This window comes from Streptomyces sp. NPDC058683, from assembly GCF_042716195.1.
Classification (GTDB): domain Bacteria; phylum Actinomycetota; class Actinomycetes; order Streptomycetales; family Streptomycetaceae; genus Streptomyces.
Genome location: NZ_JBHXSK010000003.1, coordinates 114,709 through 137,232, shown reverse-complemented (window position 1 = coordinate 137,232; position 22,524 = coordinate 114,709). Strand labels below are relative to the sequence as shown.

Genomic DNA, 22,524 nt, shown 5'->3' with positions numbered 1-22,524 from the left:
ATCACCGTAGGAACTGCGGCCCTGCCCCCGTAAGCGGGGTAACCCTTGCGTTGCGTGTTAACTGCGGGTGTCGAAGGTGCGGGGGACGCGGACGCGCGCGGGCTGACTGATCGTCATCGGCGCTGCGGTGGCAGCGGTTCGGTCGTCGTCGACCGCGTCCACCGCAGCTCCGGACGCGATGACGGCGACCGCCATCGCGTGCGCCAGCGCGGTGCGCGAGCGGACGCCGAACTTGCGGTAGACCCGGGACAGCGCCCCCTCCACCGTCTTGACGCTGATGAACAGCTCGGCGGCGACCTCCCTGTTGGTCGCCCCGCCGCCGACCAGTTCGGCGATCCGGGCCTCCGCGGGCGTGAGTTCGGGCCCGCCGGCGCCCGTCTCGCCGCCGCGTTCCCCGGCCGCCTGCCGGGCCAGCTCGTCCCGGGCCCGGGACGCGAGCGGGACCGCGCCGATCCGGGTCGCCGTCTCCAGGGCCTCGGCGAGCGCCTCGCGGGCCGCGTTGCGGCGGCGGGCCCGGCGCTCGACCGCGCCGAGTGCGATCAGGGTGCGGACCAGCTCGACGGGGAGCGGGAGGTGGCGCAGGCGTTCGACGGCGGCGCGCAGCCGTACCGCCCCCTCCTTCGCCCGGCCGAGGCCCGCCTCGCGCAGGCCCTCCGCCCGCTCCAGCGCCGCCAGTACGCTGCCGGGCGCGCCGTCCGGCAGGCGCGCGCGGGCGTCGCGGAGCACGGCGCCGGCCGCGTCCGTCTCGCCCAGGACGACCAGGGCCTCGGCCAGGTCGGCGTACCAGTGCAGCAGGGGCGGGTCGGCGGCGCACATGGCCTCGCCCAGCTCCTTGACGCGCTCCAGCGCCTCGACCGCGGCCGCCGCCCCGCGCGGATCGCCGCCGAGCAGTTCGGCCTGCCCGAGCACCGCGAGGGCGCGCAGCAGGAACAGCCGGTCGCCGTCGGCCTCCGAGGCCTGTACCGCCCGCGCGGCCAGCCGCCGGGCCTCGTCGGCGGGTCCGCCGGCGGTCGCGGCGAGTGCCGCCGCGTACAGCGCCGGAGCCGCCTGGGGCAGGGCGCGCGAGCAGCGGGCCGCGGTGCGCAGCGCCTCACGGCAGTGCCCGGCGCGGACCTGGATACGGGTCAGCGCCACCAGGGTGGCCGTCACCTCCTCGGCCCCGGCCGACGCGCCGATCTCCTGGAGGAGCCGGACGACCTGGTCGCGGGCCTCGGTCACCTGGTCGGAGTCCAGGGCGAGGATCGCCCGCATCCGGATCAGCCGCCGGCTCTCCGGGCCGCCGCCGGCGCCGCCGACCAGGGCGAGCGCTTCTTCCAGCGCGGCGTCGGCGGCGACCGGCTCCCCGGCCAGGGACCGCACCCGGGCGAGGGTGGCGAGCGCCCCGATCCTGGTGTCCGTGTCGCCCGCCGCGGCCGCCTGCCGTGCCGCCCGCCGGGCCTGCCGGGCCGCCTCCGCCAACTCCCCGCACAGCAGCCCCCGTACGGCGGCCCAGTGGTGCAGCCGTGCCTCGGAGCGCGGATCGCCGGCCGCGTCCCGGAGGCCTTCCGCGATCAGGTCCTCGGCGCTCTCCAGCGCCTGCCCGGCGCCGAGCAGCAGGACCAGGCGGGCCCGCACCCGCTGGGCCGCGGAGCCCGACCGGGCGAGGACGGCCCCGGCGGCCTCGCCCGCTTCCTCCGGGCGTCCGGCGTCGCACGCGTACTCGGCCGCGGCCAGCAGCCGTTCGGCATGCTCCGTCGGGCGGCCGGCGGGGGTGCGGCGGGCGGCGAGAGCGGCCAGTTCGAAGGCGGCGCCGGGGGAGCCGTCGCCGCGGGCGGACTCGGCCGCGGACATCAGGGTGCGGGCGGTGGCCTCGTCCTCGTACGGGTGGGCGAGCGCGAGATGCCGGGCCCGGTCCACGGGCCCGGCCGCCGCCTCGGCCAGCCGCGCGTGTGCCCGCCGCCGGCCGTGCTCGGGGGCGTCGGCGTGCACGGCCGCCCGCAGTACGGGGTGCCGGAACCGTACGATCCCGTCGGCGTCGGCCGTCGCGATGCCGAGCCGTTCGGCCTCCGCGAGGTCCGCCGCGGGGTCGGGGAGCCCCGCGGCACGCAGCAGGGTCAGGGTGGGGCGGGCGGCGGCGCTCGCGACGAGGAGGGTGTGCCGCACCGCCTCCGGCAGCGAACGGGCCTGCTCCAGAAGGAGGTTGCGCAGTCTCGGGGGTACGGGCGGGGTCGCGCCGAAGCCGAGGGGCGCCGGGGCGTGCCGGGCGGCCCGCCCCAACTCCCGTGCGTACAGGGGGTTTCCCGCGGCGGTTTCCTGGACCGCCCGCAGCAGGGCCGGGGGCAGGTCGGCACCGAGGTCGGCGCGGACGAGGCGGGCCGTCTCGCCGTCGGTCAGGGGCGGCACGGGGAGTTCGACGGTGCCGGGCGGGCAGCAGCGCAGCCGTTCGGGCTGCCCGCCGTCCGCCACCCGCTCGGCGGCGAGCATCCGGATGCCGGGACCTTCGAGACGGCGTACGGCGAAGGCGAGGACCTCGGCGGTCGGTTCGTCGAGCCACTGCAGACCGTCGACGACCAGCAGGACGGGGCCGGTGGCGGCCAGGGAGCGCAACGCGTCGAGGACGGCGACGCGCACCGCGAGCCGGCCCCGGTCGGCCGCCGGCTCCGGGCCGCGCAGCAGGGCCGCCCGCAGTGCTGTCCGGGGCTCGGGCGGCAGGGTCTCCAGGCAGCTCTCCGGGACCTGTGCGAACAGGCTGACGAGCCCCGCGAAGGGGAGCCGGGTCTCCTCCTCGGCGGGCGAGCAGCGCAGTACGGTGCCGGCCGGCGGGGCGTCGGCGGCCAGGGCCTCGGCGAGAGCCGTCACGAGCGTGGACTTGCCGATGCCGGCGGGACCGTGGAGGAGCACTCCGGGGCGTGCCGCGGCCTGGACTCGGGCGGCGTCGAGCAGCGCACGGCGCCCGGTCAGAAACATGTGTTCATGACAACCGTCGGTGATCGGCTTGTCAATGACATCGGTCACCTCCCGGACCCGGTGAACCCGTCCGCCGTCCCGCAGGGTGCCGCGCTCCGACGAACCGTCACGGTGACTCCGCCCCCGTCGTCGGCGAGCGCCCGGTCGTATACACGGAAGGAGCGGATGCGGTCGCGAGGAACGGGTCGCCCGAGTACACGGACTTGCCCGGCGTCCCGCACGGCGCGCAGGCCTGCGGTGTGCGTCATGCGCGGACCCCCGCCAAGTCCTATGTCGTTACCCGGAGATGACGTCGCGTTGCGAGGGTGTCAAACGACGGGCACGGCGGCGGCGAGGTTTCCCGAACGGTGTCCGGCAGGCCGAACGAGGTGAAGCGGAGGGGAGAAACAGTTCGCCAACTCGCGGCGCTCATGAGGCTTGGAGGTACCGGTCGCGGGGCATGGCCCTCCTACCGGACGGCAGGCCCGGTCAGGGCTCGGCAAGAGGAGGGCGTCATGGACGGTCGGATTCGCGTGCGCGTTGTTCGTCGGCCCGCTCCCCGTGGACAGGAGATCGACCGCAGGACGCCTTCCGGGCGGATCCTGCCGTACTAGGACGCAGCCTTCCCGGCGGGACGGCGGGACGGCCGGCGGTCGGCGGGCACGGGGCTGCCGTGCGCACCGGCAGCGGGGAGGCACCGCGGCCGACCCGCCGGCACCGCACGAGGTGCCGATCCGGCAGGTCGCCGGCGACCGGTACGACGAGGCCTGGGCGTTGACCAACCTCGGAGCGGCTCTCTCTCACCTCGGACGAAGGGAGGAGGAGGCCGAGGCGCTGCCGACGGCTCTGGAGTCGTACGGAAGGTTCGGCGACACCCTCCTCACCGCTCACACCCTGCGGAATCCCGCCCTGTGCGCGCGGTCGCAGGGCGACACGGACACCGCCCGCGCCCACCGGACCCGCGCCGCCGACGCCTGCACCCGGGTGGGAGCGGATACCCATGCCGCCTGTGCCTGCGCAATCGCCCGCGGCCGATCCGGCCGCTTCGCGAGGCGCCCCGGATACAAGCCGGTTGACCTGCACGTTCGTTTCATGGTCTGGCTCTGTGGGCAATGGTCGTGCAACGTGGTCCCGGCCACGGCCGCGGGAGGGGGACACGGCGGTGCCTGATCTGGTGCGGACGGCGAGCGGGCGGCAACTGCGGGTGGAGGTCTCGGGGGATCCCCGGGGGCGACCGGTGTTCCTCCTGCACGGCATGCCCGGCAGCCGGGTCGGGCCGCGGCCCCGGCCGATGTTCCTGTACCAGCACGGCGCCCGGCTCATCAGCTTCGACCGGCCGGGGTACGGGGGTTCGGACCGCCGGCCGGGACGCCGGGTCGTGGACGCCGTCGAGGACGTGACGGCCGTGGCGGACGCCCTCGGCCTCGACCGGTTCGCGGTGGCCGGCCGGTCCGGTGGCGGACCGCACGCCCTCGCCTGCGCGGCGCTGCTGCCGGGCCGGGTGACGCGGGCGGCCGCCCTGGTGGGGCTCGCGCCGCGGGACGCCGAGGGGCTCGACTGGTTCGCCGGGATGACACCGTTCAACGTCCTGGAGTTCCATACGGCCTTCACCGACCCGGAGCGGTACGTGGCCCGGATCATCCCGCGTTCGGCCGTCATCCGCAGCAACCCGGGGCGGATGCTGGAGGAACTGCGCTCGGACCTGACCGAGGAGGACCGGATGATCGTCTCCGACAGCAACATCCGGTCGATGCTGCTGCGCACCTACCATGAGGCGCTGCGCACCTCGGCGTACGGCTGGATCGACGACGCGTTCGCGCTGACCAGCCCGTGGGGCTTCGATCCGGCGCACATCGGGGTGCCGGTGCTGCTGTGGCACGGTGCGAAGGACGTGTTCTCGCCCGCCTCCCACTTCTCCTGGCTGGCCGCACGGATTCCGCGCGCCAAGGCCGTCCTGGAGCCGAAGGCGGCCCACTTCGCGTCGCTGCGCGCGCTGCCCGACGTACTGGACTGGCTGCTGGCGGGCACGCCGCGGGAATGACGGTGCGTCACCCGCCGCGTGCGCTCACACGGCGAGCGGCTCCAGGTCCCGGTACACCCGCCGTTCCTCCAGCGCGAAGCGGGTGATGCCGTTGTTCTCGCCGAGTTGCTGGCGCAGCCCCTTCAGCTTCCGGACCGTTTCCTCGCGCAGCGCCCGGGCCTCGTCCAGGCGGCCGAGGGCGGCCAGGGTGAGGGTGCCGTTGCCGACCACGGCCAGGACCTCGGGATGCTGGGCGCCGAGGTCGGCGCGCAGCGCGTCGGCGCTGTGCTTCTCCCGCTCCCAGGCCTCCTCCAGCCGGCCGGTCTCGGCGAGCACGATGGCGTAGTTGGCGGAGCAGAACTGGGTGTGCGGGTGGTGGGCGCCGAGTACCTCGGTCATGCGGTCCAGCACCTTCTGGAACACCTCCTCGGCCCGCTCCCGGTCACCGCAGCCCCAGTGGAAGACACCGAGGTTGTTCATCGCGGTCTGGGTGTAGGGGTGGGCCTCGCCCGGCTTCTTCACGTACTCGCCGAGTACCTTCTGGGCGACGTCGCGCGCGGCTTCCGGGTCCTCGGCCGCGAACAGGTCGGCGGCGAGGTTCAGTTCGCAGGCGAGCGAGTCCGGGGTGGACGCGGTGTACTGCGTCCGGTACTGCTCCAGGGTCGCGGACGTCAGCCGCCGCGCGTCCTCCAGCTCGCCGGTCCGGCGCAGTGACACCGCGAGCGACTTGGCGCACCGCAACGTGCCCGGGAACTCCTTGCCGAGCACGCGCTTGTGCTGCTCGTACGCCTTCGACAGCACGGCCACCGACGTGGTGTACTCGCCGACCTCGCGCAGGTCGCGGCCGAGGTTCTCCGCGGACGACAGCGTGTAGATGTGATCGGCGCCGTGGACCTGGGTGCGGCGGGCGAGGGTGACCTCGTCGATCTGCCGGGCGTCCTTGTACCTGCCGACCATGCGCAGGGCCAGGGCGAGGTTGTTGGCCGCGTTCAGGGTGCGCGGGTGGGCCTCGTAGAAGAGGTCGCTGAAGCCGTCGTGCGCCTCCCGCGCCAGCCCCACCGCCTTGGTGTACTCGCCCAGCGCCGCGAGGTCGCTGGAGAGGCCGGAGGTGGTGATGAACGTGTGCGGGTGCCGGTTGCCGAGCAGCCGGCGCTGCCGCCCGAGCACGTCGTCGTCCATCTCCCGCGCCTCGACGTACAGCCCTTGGGAGCGCAGCACGTTGGCGAGCTGGCAGCGCAGGTAGAGGTACTGCTCGTCGTCCCCGCCGAGGGGTTCCTTCCAGTGGTCGAGGAGTTCCTCGGCGAGTCGCTGCGCCCGCGGGAACTCGCCGCGCTTCCACAGATAGCGGACGCGGTCGATGAGCAGCCGGCGCGGCTCCGGCTCCGTGCAGTTGCGGATGTCGGAGGCGGTGAGATGCGGCCAGATGATGTCGAACTGCGGCCAGTTCTCGCGGTTGTCGGTGGGTTCGTCGCCTTTGGGGCGGGCTCCCCTGAGGACCTCGTGCACCGTGTGCCGGGCCTGGCGCCGTTCCTCCTCCGACATCTGGGAGCGGATCACCGCCTGCACGAGGCGGTGCACCTGGATCGAGCGGGAGATCTGGTCGACCTTGGCGAGTGCGAGCTGGCCGATCTCCCGCACCAGCTGGCCGATCAGCAGGCTCTCCGTCAGGGTGGGGTCGGCGGGGCGGAGGGCGGCGAGCATCTCGTCGCTGTCGTAGAGCAGCTTCGAGGAGATCGGTTCGGCGGCGAGGAACGCGCACAGTTGCAGCAGCCGTACCGAGGCCGGCGAGCGTTCCTTCAGCCGCTCGATGGAGATGTTCCAGGTGGCGGCCACCGTCTCGGGATAGTCGGCGGGCTGGTTGAGCCCCATCACCGCGGCGGTCTCCTCGGTGAGGCGGCGCAGGTACTCGGCCGTCGGCATGGCGGTCTCGGCCAGCCAGGCCCCGGCCTGCTCCACCGCGAGCGGCAGGTCGCCCACGGCATCCGCGACCTGGTCGGCCTCCGAAGGGCTGAGCCCCGGGGCACGCCGGGACAGGTGCTCGACGCTCTCCTGCCGCTGGAAGACGTCGACCGGCAGCGTCTCCCCCTTGTCCGACCACGCCTGGTTCCGCGAGGTGACGAGGATGTGCCCGCCGCCGGTGGTCGGCAGATAGCCGGCGAGATCCTCCGGGTCGTCGGCGTTGTCGAAGACGAGGATCCACCGCTTGGTGGGGTTGCCCCGGGAGAGCATGCGTACGGCTTCCTTGCTGGCCAGCGCCATGTCCTCGCCGCCGGGCGCGCCGATGCGGGAGCCGAGTTCGGCGAGCGTGGCCACCACGTTGTCGATGTTCTCGGAGGGCACCCACCACACCAGGTCGTAGTCGGCGCTGAAACGGTGCACGTACTCCAGCGCGATCTGCGTCTTGCCGACCCCGCCCATCCCGAACAGCGCCTGGTGCTGGGGCAGTACGGCGGTCATGCCGCTGCGCAGCTGCTCCCGCACCTTTTCGAGGATGTAACCCCGGCCGGTGAAGGTGCTGTTGCGTTGCGGCACGTTCCAGTGGTCCGGTACATGGCCGGGGAACCGGGGTGCCGCCGGTCCGCCCTTCGGCACCTGCCCGGGCAGTTCGAGCGCGCCGAGCAGCGCGCCCTCGCATCCGGCTTCGTCGAGTCCGTGCAGGTCGACGAGGTCGGCCTGGTGCTGGTACGAGTCCGGCGGCTGGACCTCGTCCACCTGCACCGGTATCAGCGATCCGGGCGGCCCGTCAGAGCCGGCGGCCGGGCCCGGCAGGCTCTCGGTGTGCCGGGAGCCGTACAGCGCCTTGGACCACAGGAGCAGGGCGCGGGTGCCGGGGGCGGGACTGTCGAGCGGTCCGGTGACCAGGTCGTGCAGCGTGACGGTGCAGCCCGCCCGCTTCAGCAGCGACTCGATCCAGTCGGCCCACATGCGGTTCTCCGCCGCGTACACGATCGCCACCCGCGCGCCGGTGGCCTGCGGCCGGCGCCGGATGAAGGCGTCCCGGCTGCGCAGCCGCACCGGTTCCGGGATCTGCGGCAGCGCGGTGACCTCGTTGTCGGACACGGCCGCGGTGAGTCGTTCGAAGGCGGCCAGCAGGGACTTGGGGTCGCCCTTCTTGTCCCCGACGACGGCGAGGGTCTCTTCGTACGCATAGTACGGTTTGTACGGTATTTCGACGCTGCCCCAGTAGGCGGTGACCTCGTCGGCGCTCAGCCGCTCGCCGCCCGGCCCCTTCGGCAGTCCGGCGAACTTCAGCCGGGCCACCGCGCGGCCCGCCTCGACCTTGTCCTTCTCGCCGTCGTCGACGCGCATCGGCACCGGCAGTACCCGGATCTGCCGCTTGCGGTGCTCGTCGCCGACGCTGTGCGCGACCTCGGCGGCGCCGTCGATGGACTGGTCGCTGAGGGTGAAGCAGTCCACGAGGAGGTCGGGCATCTGGAGGGTGCAGATGTCCGCGGTGTCCGACAGGCCGGTGCGCGAGTCGATCAGGACGTAGTCGTAGGACCGTTTCATGCTGTCGCGCAGCGCCTCCAGGAACATGCCGCCGTTGAGGCGGTCGTAGAAGTTGTCCCACTCCAGGGAGGACGCCGTGCCCGAGTAGGCGCGGAACTGGCGGCCCGCGGAGAGGAAGTCGAGCGAGCCGCCGTTCTCGAAGGCGAGTCCCTGCCGTTCGGGGGAGAGCGAGACGGCGTGCTGTTCCACGTCCGCGAACTCCAGGTGCCAGGGTCCGGTGCGGCTGATTCCGTCCGTCGCCGCCCAGGCGTAGTCCTGGAGGATGTTGAGGACGCCTCCGGTGGCGGTGAGCACGTTGGGATCCAGGAACGGATGGAAGAAACGATCCAGCCCCGGGGCTTCCAGATCCCAGTCCACGGCGAGGACCCGTTTGCCGTTGGCGGCGAGGATCCACGCCGTGTTGGCGAGCGCCATCGTCCGTCCGGTGCCGCCCTTGTACGAGTAGAAGGTGATGATGCGTCCGTCCGTTGCGGCCGTCATGCCTCTCCTCGGGGGTCGTCTCCCGCGTCCGGACCGGACTGCGGGTAGGGGTCCGCCAGACGGGGTCTGGGGATGTGCGGGCCCGGCGGCAGTCGGACCTCCGCGTTCTTCAGGAACTGCCGGGTCGTGTAGGCCACCACGTCGGGCAGTACCTTGGTGAAGGACTTGAGCGTGGGGACGCCGTTGACGGCGATCCGGGTGTCGCCGCGCCGGGCCCGCTCCAGGATGGTCGGCATCACCCGCTCCAGCTCCTCGGCGAGCCGCCGCCCCTCCGGCCCGTGGTTCTGCAGGTCCGCCCGGCAGCGCGGCACGATCGCGCTCACCCACGGTCGGGCGTACGCGTCGAACGTCTTCAGTCTGCTCCGGCGTTCCTCGTCGCTCAGCGCCCACTGGTCCACGAGCAGGATGCCGGGCTGCCGCTCCGCGGATCCGTGCGGCTCCTCGGCGGGGTTCTCGTCGTCGAAGGCGGCGACCGTCACCCGGTAGTCCAGGGAGCGGATCAGTTCCTCGGCGTGCGTGGACAGCGCGCGCGCCGACTCGGTGTGGTACGGGTTCCAGTCCAGCGCGTCGTCGCCGTACGGCCGGGCGTCGCGGTGCTCCGGCACGGAGTCCTCGGTGGGGGCGGCCACGGTCAGCCGGATGTGCCGGGGTCCGGTGCCGCGCGGTTTGAAGGCGCTCGGCGTGCTCTCGTAGTCCCGGGGCCGTCCGGGCGGCAGCCGGGCCTCGCGGGCCGCCTGCACGATGCGCTCGGCGAGGCCGAACACGGTCTCGTCGTACTCGTCGCGCAGCCGGCTGAGCTTGATCAGCCCATAGATCCCGTTGTTGAGGTACCGCCCGCCCGACGACGCGTCCTCGACGTGGATGTGCCGTACGGAGTCCGGGAGTTCGCGCATGTCGACGCGTGTCCACAGGGCGGGCACGATGGCCGAGGCGGTGGCCGTCCCGGTGGTCCTGGCGTTCAGCATCCGCTCGTGGAACGCGTACCACTCGCGGCCGCACATCTCGCTGGAGAAGTAGCGCGGCGAGAACAGCGGCACGAACACCCGGCAGGCGGCGAGGTTCTCGCTCAGCTTCTCGGGCCAGCCCTCCCCGGAGCGCATCTCCCGGTCCATGAAGCCGGCCGGGGAACCCCCGGGCAGGTCGGTGAGCGCCATGATGTGGCTGCACAGGTCGTTGAACAGGACCCGCACCCAGTGGTCCGGGTCCCCGCTGTCCGGACCCCACTGCGGGGTGTGGGCGTACGACAGGAAGAAATAGGGCCGGTTGTCCGGAACCCGATCCTGCACCCGTTCCCCCATGTCCGCACGTCCCCCTGCCCGTCGGCAAGCCGCTGGACCGCCCCCGTCGCCGGTGCCTCCGCCGGACTCAACAATGTGCCCGACGGACACCGTTTCCGGTTCACTGTTTTCAGGCCAAAGCCCGACGATATCCGGACATCTGATTCCTGGCATGGCCCACCAGGTCCCTCATGCTGCAGAGCACGACCCCTTTCGACGCCCATTCGGCCTCGGCGAGCAGCCGGCGCGGCAGCCGGGAGCCGATCTCGCCGAAGTCGCTGTCGTCCAGGGCGAGATCCCGGTACGAGACCCAGTTCCCCTTCTCGTCCACCACGCACCGGTACGTGCGCCGGGGCGGCCTCGGCCGCGTCAGGTACTCGGCGTAGTGGAACGCGCTGCACACCTCGAACCCGACGCGCAGCAGCAGGATCTGGGCGTCGGCGGCGTACAGCCGCGCCATCGGGGAGAGCCGGCCCAGGTGGCTGCGCATCGGGTGCCGGCGCAGCAACTTCCCTGCCCCCGGCCCGAGTCCGGCGAGCGAGGTCTGCGGATGGGCGCTGCGCACTGCGCCGTGCGTCGACCGCACGCACTCGGCGAGCGCCCCCATCGTCGGGCACTCGGTGGCGTCCGGGTCGAACGGCGGCATCGACCCGCGGTACTCGGCCGCTTCCGCCTCGCTCAGGCCCGCGACGGCATCCTGGTGGGCCCGGGACGTGTCGGAGTTCTCGGGCGTGAACGCGGGCACGATCAGGGTGCCCGCGGGGCCGAGCGCGGCCAGCAGTGCGTCCCGGACCGGCTCCGGGGCGACTCCGGTGCCGCTCAGCGAGGCGTGCACCATCAGCACCCCGCCCCGCCGGACGCCCAACGAGCGCAGTAAGCCGCCCAGTTCCGCCGCTTGTGTCACTTCGGTCATGGTGCCTCTCGGGTGTTCGTCCACTGCGACCACATGCGGGCCACCAACACGGCCCCGGTCGCCGTCAGTTCGGACTCGGGTAGCAGGGTGAGCGCCGTGAGCGCGTGTGCCGCCTCCTCGTACGCCCCCCGGCCCAGCTCCTCGTCCGCCCGGTCCAGCAGGGCGCCGGCGGGGCTGCCCGGCCGGTGCAGGTCGGCCGTCTCGCGCAGGGCGGTCAGGCGGGCCCGGCGGCCGATGCGCGGGAGTTCCCGGGCGAACTCCTCGGGCGTCACGTCGACCGCCACGCCCAGTGCCCCGAACCCGTGGGTGCCGAGCACCAGACCGCTGCCCGCCGCCAGCGGGGTGAGGACGGTGGGGCGGAACGCACCCGGGTCGGAGTGCCGGTCCGGCGCGTCCTTCCCGAGCAGTTCGTAGGCCCGGGCCATCCGTTCGGCGAACTCGCCGCACTCCAGCGGCGGGGCGACCGGGAAGGGATAGCAGTCGCGGTAGGGGTCGGCGTCGTCGACCAGCGGGCCGTCCTGAACCGGCAGCCGGTCGACGGGGCGCCAGCGCGCGGAGACGGGAACCTCGTCGAGGCGCACCCAGCCCCGGCCGGACTCGCGGTCTTCGCGCGCCGGGAAGGCGTCCGGTGCCGTCTCGTGGCCTTCGCGTACCCGGAAGGCGTCCGGTGCCACGGTGACCTCGACGCGGCCGGGGGCGTCCAGGCGGTAGGTGCCCCAGGTGGGCAGGTGCAGCCGGGTTCCGGGCTGGTCCCAGGACAGCGTGGCCGGTACCCCCGCCCGCAGGGCCGCCGCGGCGGCCAGTGACATGAACCGGGCGGTGTCGGCGGGGCCGCGCAGGGAGCGCTGGAGACTGGTGCGCACGTAGGGATGCGCCAGCACCTCGTCCAGACGCGGGGCGGACTCGGGGTCGGCGTCCAGGGCCAGCAGCAGCCGCCAGGCGTCCGCCCAGTCCGGCTCGGACGCCAGGTGCTCCTGCGCCCGGCGCAGCAGCACACGGTCCAACTCCAGTTGCGCCCAGGCGAGGCGGGTCGAGCCGAGCACCGCGGGCGCGAAGGAGCGGTCGGTCACCCGGTCGGCGATGCCCTCGACCAGGGAGCGCAGATCGCCGCAGAAGACACTGGGGTTGTCGAAGCCGTTCCCCGAGCTGTACCGGTGCCCGTACAGGCCGCCGCCGCAGGACCGCACCACCGGGCAGCGGCGGCAGGTGTCGCTGAGCCCGTCGACGCCCGCCTGCCGGGCCCGGACACCGGGGTGCGCGGCGAACTCCGCGAAACCGTGCCGGAAGACGTCGTACCCCGTCTCGGGAGCGCCCGCGTAGGCGGTCTTGAGCCAGTCGGCCTGCTCGAAGGTGCCGTCCGTCTCGATCACGGCGAGGTCGCTGGGTGCCAGACCCAGTGCCTCGGTCAGGGGCGGCCCGCCGCGCAGGGTGCTGAGCACCGAGTCGAAGGTCCGCACCGGCATCGGGCGGCCCTGCTGCTGCCAGCGGTCGAAGACCGCGAGCAGCCAGTCGGCATACGGGGTGGTGGCCTGGGCCGGGTTGGGCGGCGGGCTGTCCCAGGTGGAGTGCGGAAGCAGGTAGTCGATCCGCGGCGGGGCCAGTTCGGTGAGGGCGTCGTGCACCGCGACGGGGTCGTTCGCCACGTCCACCGTGCACAGCACTCCGCTGAACAGGTGGCGGTACTCGGGTTCCTGGAGCAGCCGGATGCCGCGGACCACGCGGTCGTGGCTGCTGCGGCCCCTGCGGTCGAGCCGGTGCCGGTCGTTGGCCGCACGGTCGCCGTCGAGCGACACGCTGACCCGGACCCCGAACTCCCGGCAGACGTCGAGGTGGCGCCGGTTCAGGGTGACCGCGTTGGTGTGCATGCGCAGGTCGAGCGCGGTCAGCGGGGAGAGGGCGCGGGTCAGCTCCGCGCAGATGTCCCGCAGCCGGGCCGGGCCCACCAGCAGTGGCTCACCGCCGTGCAGGATCACCGAGACGGACTCGAGGCCCCGTGCGCCGGCGTGTTCGGCCAGCCGGGCGGCGACGGCGCGCACGGTCTCCGGACGGATGAAGGTCGGGCGGGACCGCCAGCTCTGGTCGGCGTGCTGATACACGTAACAGTGGTCACAGAGCAGATCACACCTACTGTGGATCTTGAGGACCAGCTGTCTCAGAGGTGGGCCGTCGGGCGACTTGCTCGTCACTGGAGGCAGTCTGTCAGACTTCCCATGCCCGAGGCGCCCCAAACCACGTAACCGGTGGGCACATTGACGCCCGTCGGTTCACTGACGTGGGCGCGAGCGGCAGGCGTGTTCGCGGGGCGCACCCACGTCCGTGTGAACGTTCTCGGGTCCTCGTCCTCAGACCGCCGAGTTGAAGTCGATCGACTGCCCCACGGGACGGTCGGCGGCATCGGTCACGCGGCCCGCGGTGCGCGCTGCGGCGGCCCCGCGCGGGTCGATGTTCGCCAGAGGCGTGTGCCGCGCGGACGACCCGATGGTGGGGTGGGTGCGCTCGTTGGGCATCGTGATGAGGTTCATGATTGTTCGTCGCTCCGGTTCGGGTGAGGGGAACGGTCCTGGACACGGGTGTCCCGTCGTCGTGGTCGACCCCGGGTGGCCCAAGGGATGGCGAACCGTCGAGCGAGTCTGGTCCCGATGATGCGGACCCTATACCAGGAATGCCCTGCGCACGTCTTGTGTCCGGGGCGCCTTTCCGTCCTCATTGATTTCTCAAGCCTGTTTATCGGGGGCGCGCGAAAGCTGTCGGGGGCGCGCAGGGAATTCGGGGGGCGTCATGGGGGCCGCTGCTACTCCGGTACCGAGCACCACGCTCGGCGATCGGGATCTGCCGCCGTTGTTCCGAGTGAGTGATCAGTGGGCGTTACGCCATCAGAGTGACTCGTTCCGCGCGGTGCGTACGCACCTGATCCTGCTTCTTCTGGCCACCACGGCCGCTGTTTTGACCGAACAGGCATCCGGTCATGTCATGACGGTGCTCGCCGCCGTGCTGTACGGGCTGACGATCGCCCTCGGCCTGAGCACCTCGCGCCGTCGTTCCCGCGCCCACTGGCAGGCGCATCGGGCGGCCGCCGAGCTGCTGAAGTCGCTGGCCTGGCAGTACATGGTGCACGGCGGCCCCTTCCACTCCCATGTCGCCGACCCGGACGCGGTGTTCGCGGAGCGCCTCGAAGAACGCCTGCGCGAGCTGCGCAAATGCGGCTGGGAGGACTCCCGCGTCGAAGCCGAGGAGCGGGGAAGGGGACAGATAACGCCGCGCATGCGCGCGGAGCGGGCCAAGTCGTACACGACCCGCCGGGACCTCTACCTGCGCGACCGGCTCCTGGAGCAGGCCGTCTGGTACAAGAACCGGGCCGCACGCGCGCACCACGCCGCGGCCCGCTGGTCGACCGTCACCGCGGGCCTGACCCTGCTCGCCCTGGCGGCCGCCCTGCTGCGGACCGTCGGCCTGCTCGGCGGCGCGGACCTCGCGGGGCTGCTCAGTGCGGCCGCCGCGGGGGGTGTCGCCTGGCAGGAGGTACGGCGGCACGGCCCGTTGACGTACGCCCACTCGCTCATCGAACAGGATCTGGAGACCACCCGGATCGCCATGGCCATGACGGTGAGGGAGGAGGGCTGGGCCGATGCGGTGGGGGAGGCGGAGCGTCTGATGTCCCCGGCGCACACCGAGTGGCTTGTGCGCTTCGGCACCTGATGCCCCCGGCGATCCCGCCGCGGCCGGCGGGCCGGACTCAGTCCCGCCGCACCCCCGGCTGCCACAGCACCGTCACCGGCACCCCGCTGCGCCGCGCATAGGCCACCACGTCGCCGGTACCGCCCAGGCCGCGCGCAGGGCTGCCGTCCCATACGGCGATGAGGTGGTCGGAGTGATCCACGATCCAACGGCCCGCCGCGAAGTAGGCCTGTTCGGGCGTCGGCTGGACGGGCAGGTCGACGCGGGTCGTACAGGACCTCAGGATCCTGCGGTACGCGGCCCGCGCCTCGTCGTCGTCCAGAAGGGACTCGTAGTCCGTGCCCGGGATCACGGCCGTCACCGGGATGCCGTGGGCGAGGGCGATCTCCGCGAACAACTGGTCGGTGCCGGCCGCGAGGCAGCTCAGTGCCTCCAACTCCACGTCGGGGTGGCTGAACCGGTGCCGCAGGGCGGAGCGGACGAGGGGCAGGACGGACGGGGGGATCGCACGGTGTCCGGTCACGCCGACGCGGGTGACGGTCAGCCGGGGGACCGCTGTCGCCTCGGCGAGGTACTCGGTGAGATCGGCTGTCACGGAACGTCCCCTCCCGTCACCATCGGTGAGTCCACCCTAAACGAGGGGCGACAAGGTGCGCAGGGGGCGCATCGGCTCACACCGGTGCCCGGCCGACGGGGACGGACGGATGACGGGGGAAGTTCAGGCGGCCAGCGGGCCCAGCACCAGGGGCTCGATCCGGCCCTCCAGCATCGCCCCGATGCCCTGGACGACGCACACGTCCGGCCGTTCCGCGATGTGCACCGGCATGCCGGTGGCCTGCCGCAGCAACTGGTCGAAACCGGGGAGCAGCGCCGAGCCGCCGACCATCATGATGCCGCGGTCGGCGAGGTCGGCGACCAGGTCGGGCGGGCAGTGCCGCAGCACCTTGCCGATCCCGTCCAGCACTCCGGTGAGCGGCGTCTGGATGGCATCGCGTACGGCGGCGGTGTCGACCCGCACGCTGCGGGCGAGGCCGGTGGCCACGTCCCGCCCGTGGATCTCGGTGGAGGTCGGCCCGTCCGGGGTGAGGCCGTTCCCGGACAGGGCGAGCTGCAGCGGCCGTACCGACTGGCTCGGCAGCATCAGTTCGTGCTCGTGCCGCAGATGCTGCACGATCGCGCGGTCCACGGCCTCGCCGCCGACGGGCAGCCGCTCGGCGCACACGATCGACCCGAGGGAGAGCACCGCGACCTGTGTCGCCGCGGCCCCGCAGACCAGGATCATGGTCGCCTCGGGCCGCTCGACCGGCATCCCGCAGCCCACCGCGGCGGCGATCAGGGTGTCGACCAGCTCCACCCGCCGTGCCCCCAGCCCCGCCAGCGTCTCGATGGTCGCCCGCTGGGCCAGCGGGTCGGCGTCGTGCGGGGTGCAGGCCGCCGCCCGCAGCCGGGGCTTGCGGCGCAGCGAACGGCGGATCTTGTCGCCGAGCAGATGACGCAGCATCCGCTGGGCGATCTCGATGTCGACGACGGTACCGCCCGAGATGGGGCGTACGACGCGGATGTAGTCGGGCGTCCGGCCCGTCATCTTCTCCGCGAACTCGCCGACGGCGATCAGGGCGCCGGTCCGGGTGTTCACGGCGGCCACGGAAGGCTGGTCGACGACCAGGCCCATGCCCTTCACATACACCCGGGTGCGGGCGGCCCCCAGATCGACGGCGAAATGGCAGCGGCGCAACTGCTCCAGACTGACGGTCACGGCAGATCCTCCCGAGTGCGCGGGCCGTACGGGGTGGCACCGCCGGTCGGCGGCCTGCTTCGCATCCTCCGGGGGATCCGGACGGCGCGCCTTCGGGGGAGGGCCGGGCGGGGCGCGGCTGAATGGGGGGTTTCCCGACTAGAGGGTGCGGGCGGCTTCGAGGAGGGGACGCAGGCCCGGTTCGCCGCCGACGTGGAAGAAGGGGACGTCGGCCTGCCGGGCCGCCTGCCGTTCGGCTTCGGTGGCGCCGACCATCAGACACTTCGAGGGCCGGACGCCGAGGTGCCGCAGGGCCCGTGCCACCACGTGCGGGTCGGGCATCAGCGGCGAGTGCAGCCCGTCGCGCCCGTGGACGCCTCCGTGCAGACAGTCAAGGAGCCCGCGCCGGTGCAGGTAGGCCGTCGCCGTGTAGGGATCGCAGTCGGTGACGACCGCCAGCTCCAGGCCCATGTCGGCGAGCGTCCGGATCACCAGGTCGGCGTCGGGGACCGGCACGGACCGCTCGGCCGACCGCGATTCCAGCGCCGCGAGGCGCGCGCGCAGCTCCGGGGAGATGTTCCGCGGGTCCAGCGCCGGGGGACGGCCGAGCGGATCAGGACCGAGCAGGCGGGCCAGCAGCGGGATGTCCGGGGCCAGGTCGTCCGGGCCGAGCCGGGCCAGCGTGCCGTCGAAGCCGAACACGACCGCGTCCGCCCGGCGCAGCCGGGCATTGAGATCGACCCGCTCCGGACGGGCCGGCGGCACGGGGTAGGGGTCGTGGGTCGTCGTCAGCGTGAGATCCCAGTGGATGGAGAGGCCACGCAGTGCGTTCCGCCCCGGTCCGGTGCCGAGTTCGGCCTGCGCCTGGTTGACGTAGGTACGCGGGTAGGTCTCGGACAGGTAGCGAAGTTGCCCCCGCAGGCAGTTCACCACGGCGTCGGACGCGGTGGTGAGAATGCCGAGGGCGGCCACCTGGATCAGGTCGGTGATGCGCCATCGTGCCTCTCCCACGGCACGGAAGGGCCCCTGGGACACGTCCAGCTCCAGCCGGTGCTCGGTGAGGCCCACCTCGTAGTAGCCGGTCGCTTCGGGGATCCGCGCGAAGCTGAATCTGCCGTCGCCTCTGATCTCGTACACGACCGTCCTGGTCTCTCCCACCGGCTCGGGAAAGGAGTCCCCGTCCGGCAGCCGATAGGGCCCGTGCACGGGTGGCTCCCCGCCCGCCCCGTCGTACAGCGGACGCGTCAGCAGGCACAGCCGGTACCAGCCATCGCCGGTCCCCCGGCGCAGCGGCAGCAGCAACGGGGCGAGGTCGTTGTCGTCCTCCAACTCGTCCCGTAGCAGTTGCGGTACGGCGATGATGCCGCGCCGGTCGTCGGCCGCGTCCAGCATGCGGCGAACCGTCGACGGGGCCGGGGCCTCGGCACGGCCGTCGTCGTGCACGCAGGAGAAGGTCACCAGCCATCTGATCCCGCCCAGCTTCAGCACCTCGTCCTCGAACCGCCGCATCGTGGCGAGGACCAGCGGCAGCCCGGCGACGTCCGGCTCCGTCTGTACCGAGTAGCCGTTGCCGTGGGCGGTCATCACGTACTCGCCGGCGCGCAGTGCGGCGTCCGCCAGCAGCCGGGTGACCGCGCGGCCAAGCGCCGCCACGTCGTCCGGGTGCCGGGGGGCGTCGGCGAAGTCGAAGGTGACCAGGGTGCGGTAGGTGGGCGGGGGCGGCCCCGCGGCGGGGGCCACGGAGCCGGCGTCGGGATCGTGTCCGTCCTCGGTCTCGTGGGGCGGCTCCTCGCCCAGCGGGTCGTCCACCGCGAACAGGCTCTCGGGTACGACGTTCTGCGGCAGCGGCGCCTCCTGGCCGGCGGTCGCCTCCTCCTCGATCGCGAAGATCGACGGCAGTGACTCCTCGGTGGGGAAGGAGCCCTCCGGCTCGTCGGGCGCCCGGAACTCCGGGGCCGGGCCCGGGTACTCGTCCCCGTCGCCCGGTTCGTCGAACTCCGCGCGCAACTCATGCCCTATGGCCCGGAGTTCGGGGTCGGTGCCGCCGGCCAGCTCGTACTCCTCGTAGACCTCCAGCGCTTCGTCGGTACGGCCGAGGCGTTGCAGCGCGATGAGGAGCAGCCGCAGGAGGTCCTCCCGGGAGGGATACGTCCGCAGGAGGTCGGTGAGCCGGTGGGCCGCGCGCTCGTACTCGCCCAGGTCCAGGTCGAGTTCGGCGACCTTGCGGTGCAGGGCCAGGCGGAGTTGCTGGAGTCGGGTGCGGGCGCTGCGGGCGGCGGGGCCGGGGACGTCCGCGAGGGGGCCCGCGCCCCGCCACAGGCCGAGTGCCGTGTCCAGGCGGGCTCGTGCCTCCTGGAGGTCGCCCTGGTCGGCGAGCCTGGTGGCCGTTCGCTCCAGGCCCTCGCAGTGGACCAGGTCCAGATAGTCGGCGCTGGCGTGGAGCGCGTAGCCGTCGGGAAGGGTGGCCAGGACGCCGGGGCCGAGGGCCTCGCGCAGCCGGGACGCGATCCGGTCCACCTCCCGCGCCGCGTGCGCCGGCTCCTCGCCCCGGTTCCACAGCCCTTTGCACAGGGCGTCGCGGGTCACCTCGCGGCCGTGCCGCAGCAGCAGCATGGCCAGCGCGGCGCCCTCGGCCGGGCCGAAGTCCGGGGAGCTGGAGGCGAGTTCGGCCGTCAGCGGGCCCAGGACGTGGTAGAAGCGCCGCCCGTCGTACTCCTCCTGGGCCCACAGCAGCAGCTCGCCGTCCGCCAGCCGGTCCCTGCCGGAGGCCTGCTGCGGCGGCGAGGACATGAGCAGGGTGAGGGCCTGCGCGTACGGCCGGCGCAGTGGCTCCGGCAGGTGACCGAGCTGTTCCGGGGCGAAGGGAGGCACCAGCCGTGAGGTCCCCGCGGCCAGCAGCAGCATCACCTCGCACAGCGCCGACAGGTCGTGCGCCCGCCCCGGCGCCCCCGACGTCCGGCCCGGAACGAAGCCGCCCAGCTTGACGGTGCCGTCGGGCAGCAGCATCACCCGGGACATGCCGACATCGCCGTGGCTGAGACCCGCGTCGTGGAGGGCGCCGACGGCCTGGGCGAGCTGGGCCCCGACCGACACCAGCAGGGGACCGGGCAGCCGGTAACCATGGGGTGCGGCAAGCGTGTTGAGGGGGACCCCGGCCACGTACTCCATGGCGATGTACGGCGTTCCGTCCTCGATGCCGACGTCACTCACACCGACGAGATTGCGGTGCCCGGCCCCCCGCAGGCGCTCGCCGTCCCGCAGGAACGCCTCCCGCCGTGCCGGGTCGGAGAACGGCCGGTACAGCCGCAGCACCACCGTCCGCCCCGTCTCCGGGTCCTCCGCCAGCCACACGGAACCGTTCGGCAGGAACCGCCGGACCAACCGGTACCGCCCGCCGAGTCCCTCCGGCACCGCCTCCGCCCCGGCACCCCCCGTCAGCCGCCGCACGCTCTCCGTCCGCACCGTCGCGAACGCCTCGCCCTCCCCGCCCTGGGAGGTGCCGCCCGCCGCGGGGGCCACCGCCCGGAACTCCCCGGGTGCCGCCCCCGCCCGGTCCTCGATCAACTTGCCCACCCGGGCCAGCAGTTCGCTCGTACCGTTCCGGGCCGCCCGCGGCAGGGTGCGCAGCAGCAGCTCACGCACGCCCGGCCGGAACGCGTACGACCCCGGCGGCCCCGGCACCGCCACCAGCACCCCGCTCACGATCACCTCCGCCAGATGCTGCGGCCGCGGATCCGGCTCCACCGCCCGCTGCACCAGCCGCATGACCGGCAGATCGGGCCGGCCGACCGCGAGATGCCCCGCCAGCCGGAACGCCTCGGGGGACGCGGTCGCCCGGAACCGCAGGACCAGTTCCTCGGCGGAGAGAAGGGACACGTCCGTACGGGAGTCGCCCCGCACGCCGCCGTCCAGGAGCGCGGCCGCGCCCGGGAACCGTGCCCCGCCCGCCGACGCCACCAGCCCGGCCCAGTTCGCCAGCCACCGCGGCCCGGCGGCCTCCAGCACCGGCAGGACCAGCGCCCCCTCCGGCACCTCCTCCTCGTACGGCGTGAAGGTGAGCGCCGACGTCGGGGCCGCCGGGAACGGCGCCGACAGCAGTCCCGGCGTGGCCGGTAACGCCGTGTCGCGCCACAGGTGTTCGGGGAGCGGCTGGAGCAGGGCCAGCGGCATCTGCCGCGCCCACCGCCGCAGCGTGCCGTACCACCGCGTGCCCGCCTCGCCCGGTCGCCACTGCGGGCCCATGCAGTCGCTGATCAGGAGCGTGACCGTGCGGCCGTCCCCGGGCAGCCCCGCGTCGCTCACCGTGCCGTCCGCGGCCGACCGGTGCACCGTCACCGTCCGGAACACCCCTGACTGGGCCAGCGCCGTGTGCAGTTCGCGGAGCAGCGGGTGCCAGACCGGCATCGTCGGACCGTCGTCGTACACCAGGTTCAGCCGCAGCCAGCGTTCCCGTGCGGGGCGCAGGACCGGGAGCCACCACTCGGGGGCCGCGCCGAGGCGGGCGATGCGGTCGGCGGTGGCGGGTTCGTCGAGACGGTGGCCGGACGGGGCGTCCGTACGGCGTTTGAGGGGGCGCAGGGAGCGTTGCAGGGCCAGCGGGTGGCGCAGCATCGGTGGCGCGGGCGCCAGGAGGGAGGCGTACGTGCCGGGGGACGTGGTCGGGGAGGGGAGGTGGAGCGGGGTGCGGGTGGGCTCCTCCGTGCTCCCCGCGGCCGGGGGCTCCGCCGGGTCGGGCGGCGGCGGGGCGGCGGGCTCTCCGGGCGGCGGGTCCTGCCGTACGGCCGCCTCTCCCGGCGGACCCGCCGGTTCCCCCTCGGCCTGTTCCATCCGCCCCGCCAGCCACAGCAGTTCGGCCAGTTCCCGCGGGGTGGGGCGCACGCCGCCGCCCGCCTGTGTCAGCAGGCCGGCGAGGCGGGCGAGCGGGGCCGGGTGGTCAGAAGGCATCTGTCCGGGTGGCCTCGCCGAGGTACGGCATCAGCTGTTCGGCCAGTTCGTCCAGGGACCTGTCGTTCAGGTCGGAGGACCGGGCCAGGTAGATGGCGTTGAGGAGCTGGTCGGTGGCGAGGTCGCCGCCGCCGACCCGGGACAGGAACCGGGTGATCAGCGATTCGGCGTAGGTGTCCGGTTCGCCGAGGTGGGCACGGACGATCCCGGCGAGCTGCTGGTCGTCGGGCTGGCGGAGCCGGAGCGTGACGCAGCGGCGCAGGAAGGCCGGCGGGAACTCGCGTTCGCCGTTGCTGGTGAGGACGACGAACGGGAAGGCCCGGCAGCGCACCCGGCCGCGCTCCACGCCGACGCGTTCGTCGGTGCCGTCGACCATCACCTCGGCGGCGGGGGAGTGCCGGGCGGCGCGGACCAGTTCGGGGATCTCGTACTGGCCCTCCTCCAGGACGTTGAGGAGGTCGTTGGGCAGGTCGAGGTCGCTCTTGTCGATCTCGTCGATGAGCAGGGCGCGGGGCCGGCCGTAGGGCAGCAGCGCGGTGCCGAGCGGGCCGAGCCGCAGATGGTCCTCGACGCCGGACTCGGGGACGGGGGCGCCCGGTGCGAGGGCCGCGGCCGACTGGCGGGCCGCGTAGAGGCGGGAGAGCGGGTCGTACTGGTAGAGGCCGTCGTGCAGGGTGCTGCGGCTGGTGATGTTCCAGCGCAGCACCGGGCCCAGCCGCAGCTCGCGGGCGACCGCGTAGGCGAGGGAGGACTTGCCGGTGCCGGGCGGGCCGGTGACCAGTAACGGGCGGCGCAGATAGAGGGCGGCGTTGACGAGCTGGACCGTGTTCGGGGTGGCCTGGTAGGTCGCGGCGCGGTGGGTGCGGTCCGGCGAGGTGGCCGAGGTGTCGTCGGCGTCGGCGGGGGTCGCCAGTTCCGGGCCGCCGTCGAAGGCCCGCCAGGGCGGCGGCGCGGGCAGCTCGGTGATGCCGTCGTGCGGCTCCTTCGTACCGGTGTAGACGGGCCACAGGGGCATGGGGGTCCTTCTCCGTTGGCGGCGGCGGGG

Annotated in this window: 12 protein-coding genes; 2 read left to right on the top strand and 10 right to left on the bottom strand. The window is 73.5% G+C overall.

Features of this window, described 5'->3' with window-relative positions:
* Nucleotides 1-57: 57 nt before the first annotated feature.
* Entirely contained in the window at nt 58-2,946 is a 2,889-nt protein-coding gene (locus tag ACFWXC_RS04395; RefSeq protein WP_384472852.1) for an AAA family ATPase, read from the bottom strand.
* 1,141 nt (nt 2,947-4,087) lie between these two features.
* Between ACFWXC_RS04395 and ACFWXC_RS04390 the strand changes: the two genes are divergently transcribed.
* A complete protein-coding gene (locus ACFWXC_RS04390; protein ID WP_384472850.1) occupies nt 4,088-4,966 on the top strand; it encodes an alpha/beta fold hydrolase in 879 nt (292 codons plus the stop codon).
* Between the two features lie 24 nt (nt 4,967-4,990).
* Here the strand turns inward: ACFWXC_RS04390 and fxsT are convergent, their stop codons facing one another.
* The 5 genes from fxsT to ACFWXC_RS04365 all read right to left on the bottom strand — a co-directional run bounded on the left by fxsT (nt 4,991) and on the right by ACFWXC_RS04365 (nt 13,647).
* Nucleotides 4,991-8,935, bottom strand: a complete 3,945-nt coding sequence (fxsT, locus tag ACFWXC_RS04385) for an FxSxx-COOH system tetratricopeptide repeat protein (protein WP_384472847.1) — start codon at nt 8,933-8,935, stop codon at nt 4,991-4,993.
* Complete coding sequence (locus ACFWXC_RS04380; RefSeq protein ID WP_384472844.1) at nt 8,932-10,221, bottom strand: TIR-like protein FxsC; 1,290 nt, start codon at nt 10,219-10,221, stop codon at nt 8,932-8,934. The genes fxsT and ACFWXC_RS04380 overlap by 4 nt, the downstream gene beginning before the upstream one ends.
* A gap of 121 nt (nt 10,222-10,342) precedes the next feature.
* Nucleotides 10,343-11,125 carry an aminoglycoside N(3)-acetyltransferase gene (locus ACFWXC_RS04375; protein WP_384472841.1) on the bottom strand — a complete coding sequence of 261 codons (783 nt, stop codon included), beginning with the start codon at nt 11,123-11,125 and terminating at the stop codon, nt 10,343-10,345.
* Nucleotides 11,122-13,311: a radical SAM/SPASM protein FxsBH, inactivated beta-hydroxylase extension form gene (gene fxsBH / locus ACFWXC_RS04370; RefSeq protein WP_384472838.1), complete on the bottom strand. Its 2,190-nt coding sequence runs from the start codon at nt 13,309-13,311 to the stop codon at nt 11,122-11,124. Before fxsBH ends, ACFWXC_RS04375 begins: the two co-directional genes overlap by 4 nt.
* A gap of 156 nt (nt 13,312-13,467) precedes the next feature.
* Entirely contained in the window at nt 13,468-13,647 is a 180-nt protein-coding gene (locus ACFWXC_RS04365; protein WP_384472835.1) for a hypothetical protein, read from the bottom strand.
* A 256-nt stretch (nt 13,648-13,903) separates the two neighbouring features.
* Between ACFWXC_RS04365 and ACFWXC_RS04360 the strand changes: the two genes are divergently transcribed.
* Nucleotides 13,904-14,821: a DUF4231 domain-containing protein gene (locus ACFWXC_RS04360; RefSeq protein WP_384472832.1), complete on the top strand. Its 918-nt coding sequence runs from the start codon at nt 13,904-13,906 to the stop codon at nt 14,819-14,821.
* A 37-nt stretch (nt 14,822-14,858) separates the two neighbouring features.
* Here the strand turns inward: ACFWXC_RS04360 and ACFWXC_RS04355 are convergent, their stop codons facing one another.
* From ACFWXC_RS04355 to ACFWXC_RS04340, 4 genes are all read right to left on the bottom strand, one after another.
* Nucleotides 14,859-15,395 (bottom strand): hypothetical protein, encoded by a 537-nt coding sequence (locus ACFWXC_RS04355; RefSeq protein ID WP_384472829.1) that lies wholly within the window; start codon nt 15,393-15,395, stop codon nt 14,859-14,861.
* A gap of 123 nt (nt 15,396-15,518) precedes the next feature.
* A complete protein-coding gene (locus tag ACFWXC_RS04350; protein ID WP_384472826.1) occupies nt 15,519-16,556 on the bottom strand; it encodes a rod shape-determining protein in 1,038 nt (345 codons plus the stop codon).
* Nucleotides 16,557-16,694: 138 nt separating this feature from the next.
* Entirely contained in the window at nt 16,695-21,479 is a 4,785-nt protein-coding gene (locus tag ACFWXC_RS04345; RefSeq protein WP_384472823.1) for an SAV_2336 N-terminal domain-related protein, read from the bottom strand.
* Nucleotides 21,469-22,494: an AAA family ATPase gene (locus ACFWXC_RS04340; RefSeq protein ID WP_384472820.1), complete on the bottom strand. Its 1,026-nt coding sequence runs from the start codon at nt 22,492-22,494 to the stop codon at nt 21,469-21,471. The genes ACFWXC_RS04345 and ACFWXC_RS04340 overlap by 11 nt, the downstream gene beginning before the upstream one ends.
* Nucleotides 22,495-22,524 lie beyond the last annotated feature (30 nt).

Bases quoted from the DNA above. Each gene is read 5' to 3' on its own strand.
- ACFWXC_RS04395 (WP_384472852.1), bottom strand. From the start codon at position 2,946: ATGTTTCTGACCGGGCGCCGTGCGCTGCTCGACGCCGCCCGAGTCCAG.
- fxsT (WP_384472847.1), bottom strand. From the start codon at position 8,935: ATGACGGCCGCAACGGACGGACGCATCATCACCTTCTACTCGTACAAG.
- ACFWXC_RS04375 (WP_384472841.1), bottom strand. From the start codon at position 11,125: ATGACCGAAGTGACACAAGCGGCGGAACTGGGCGGCTTACTGCGCTCG.
- ACFWXC_RS04365 (WP_384472835.1), bottom strand. From the start codon at position 13,647: ATGAACCTCATCACGATGCCCAACGAGCGCACCCACCCCACCATCGGG.
- ACFWXC_RS04360 (WP_384472832.1), top strand. From the start codon at position 13,904: ATGGGGGCCGCTGCTACTCCGGTACCGAGCACCACGCTCGGCGATCGG.
- ACFWXC_RS04345 (WP_384472823.1), bottom strand. From the start codon at position 21,479: ATGCCTTCTGACCACCCGGCCCCGCTCGCCCGCCTCGCCGGCCTGCTG.
- ACFWXC_RS04340 (WP_384472820.1), bottom strand. From the start codon at position 22,494: ATGCCCCTGTGGCCCGTCTACACCGGTACGAAGGAGCCGCACGACGGC.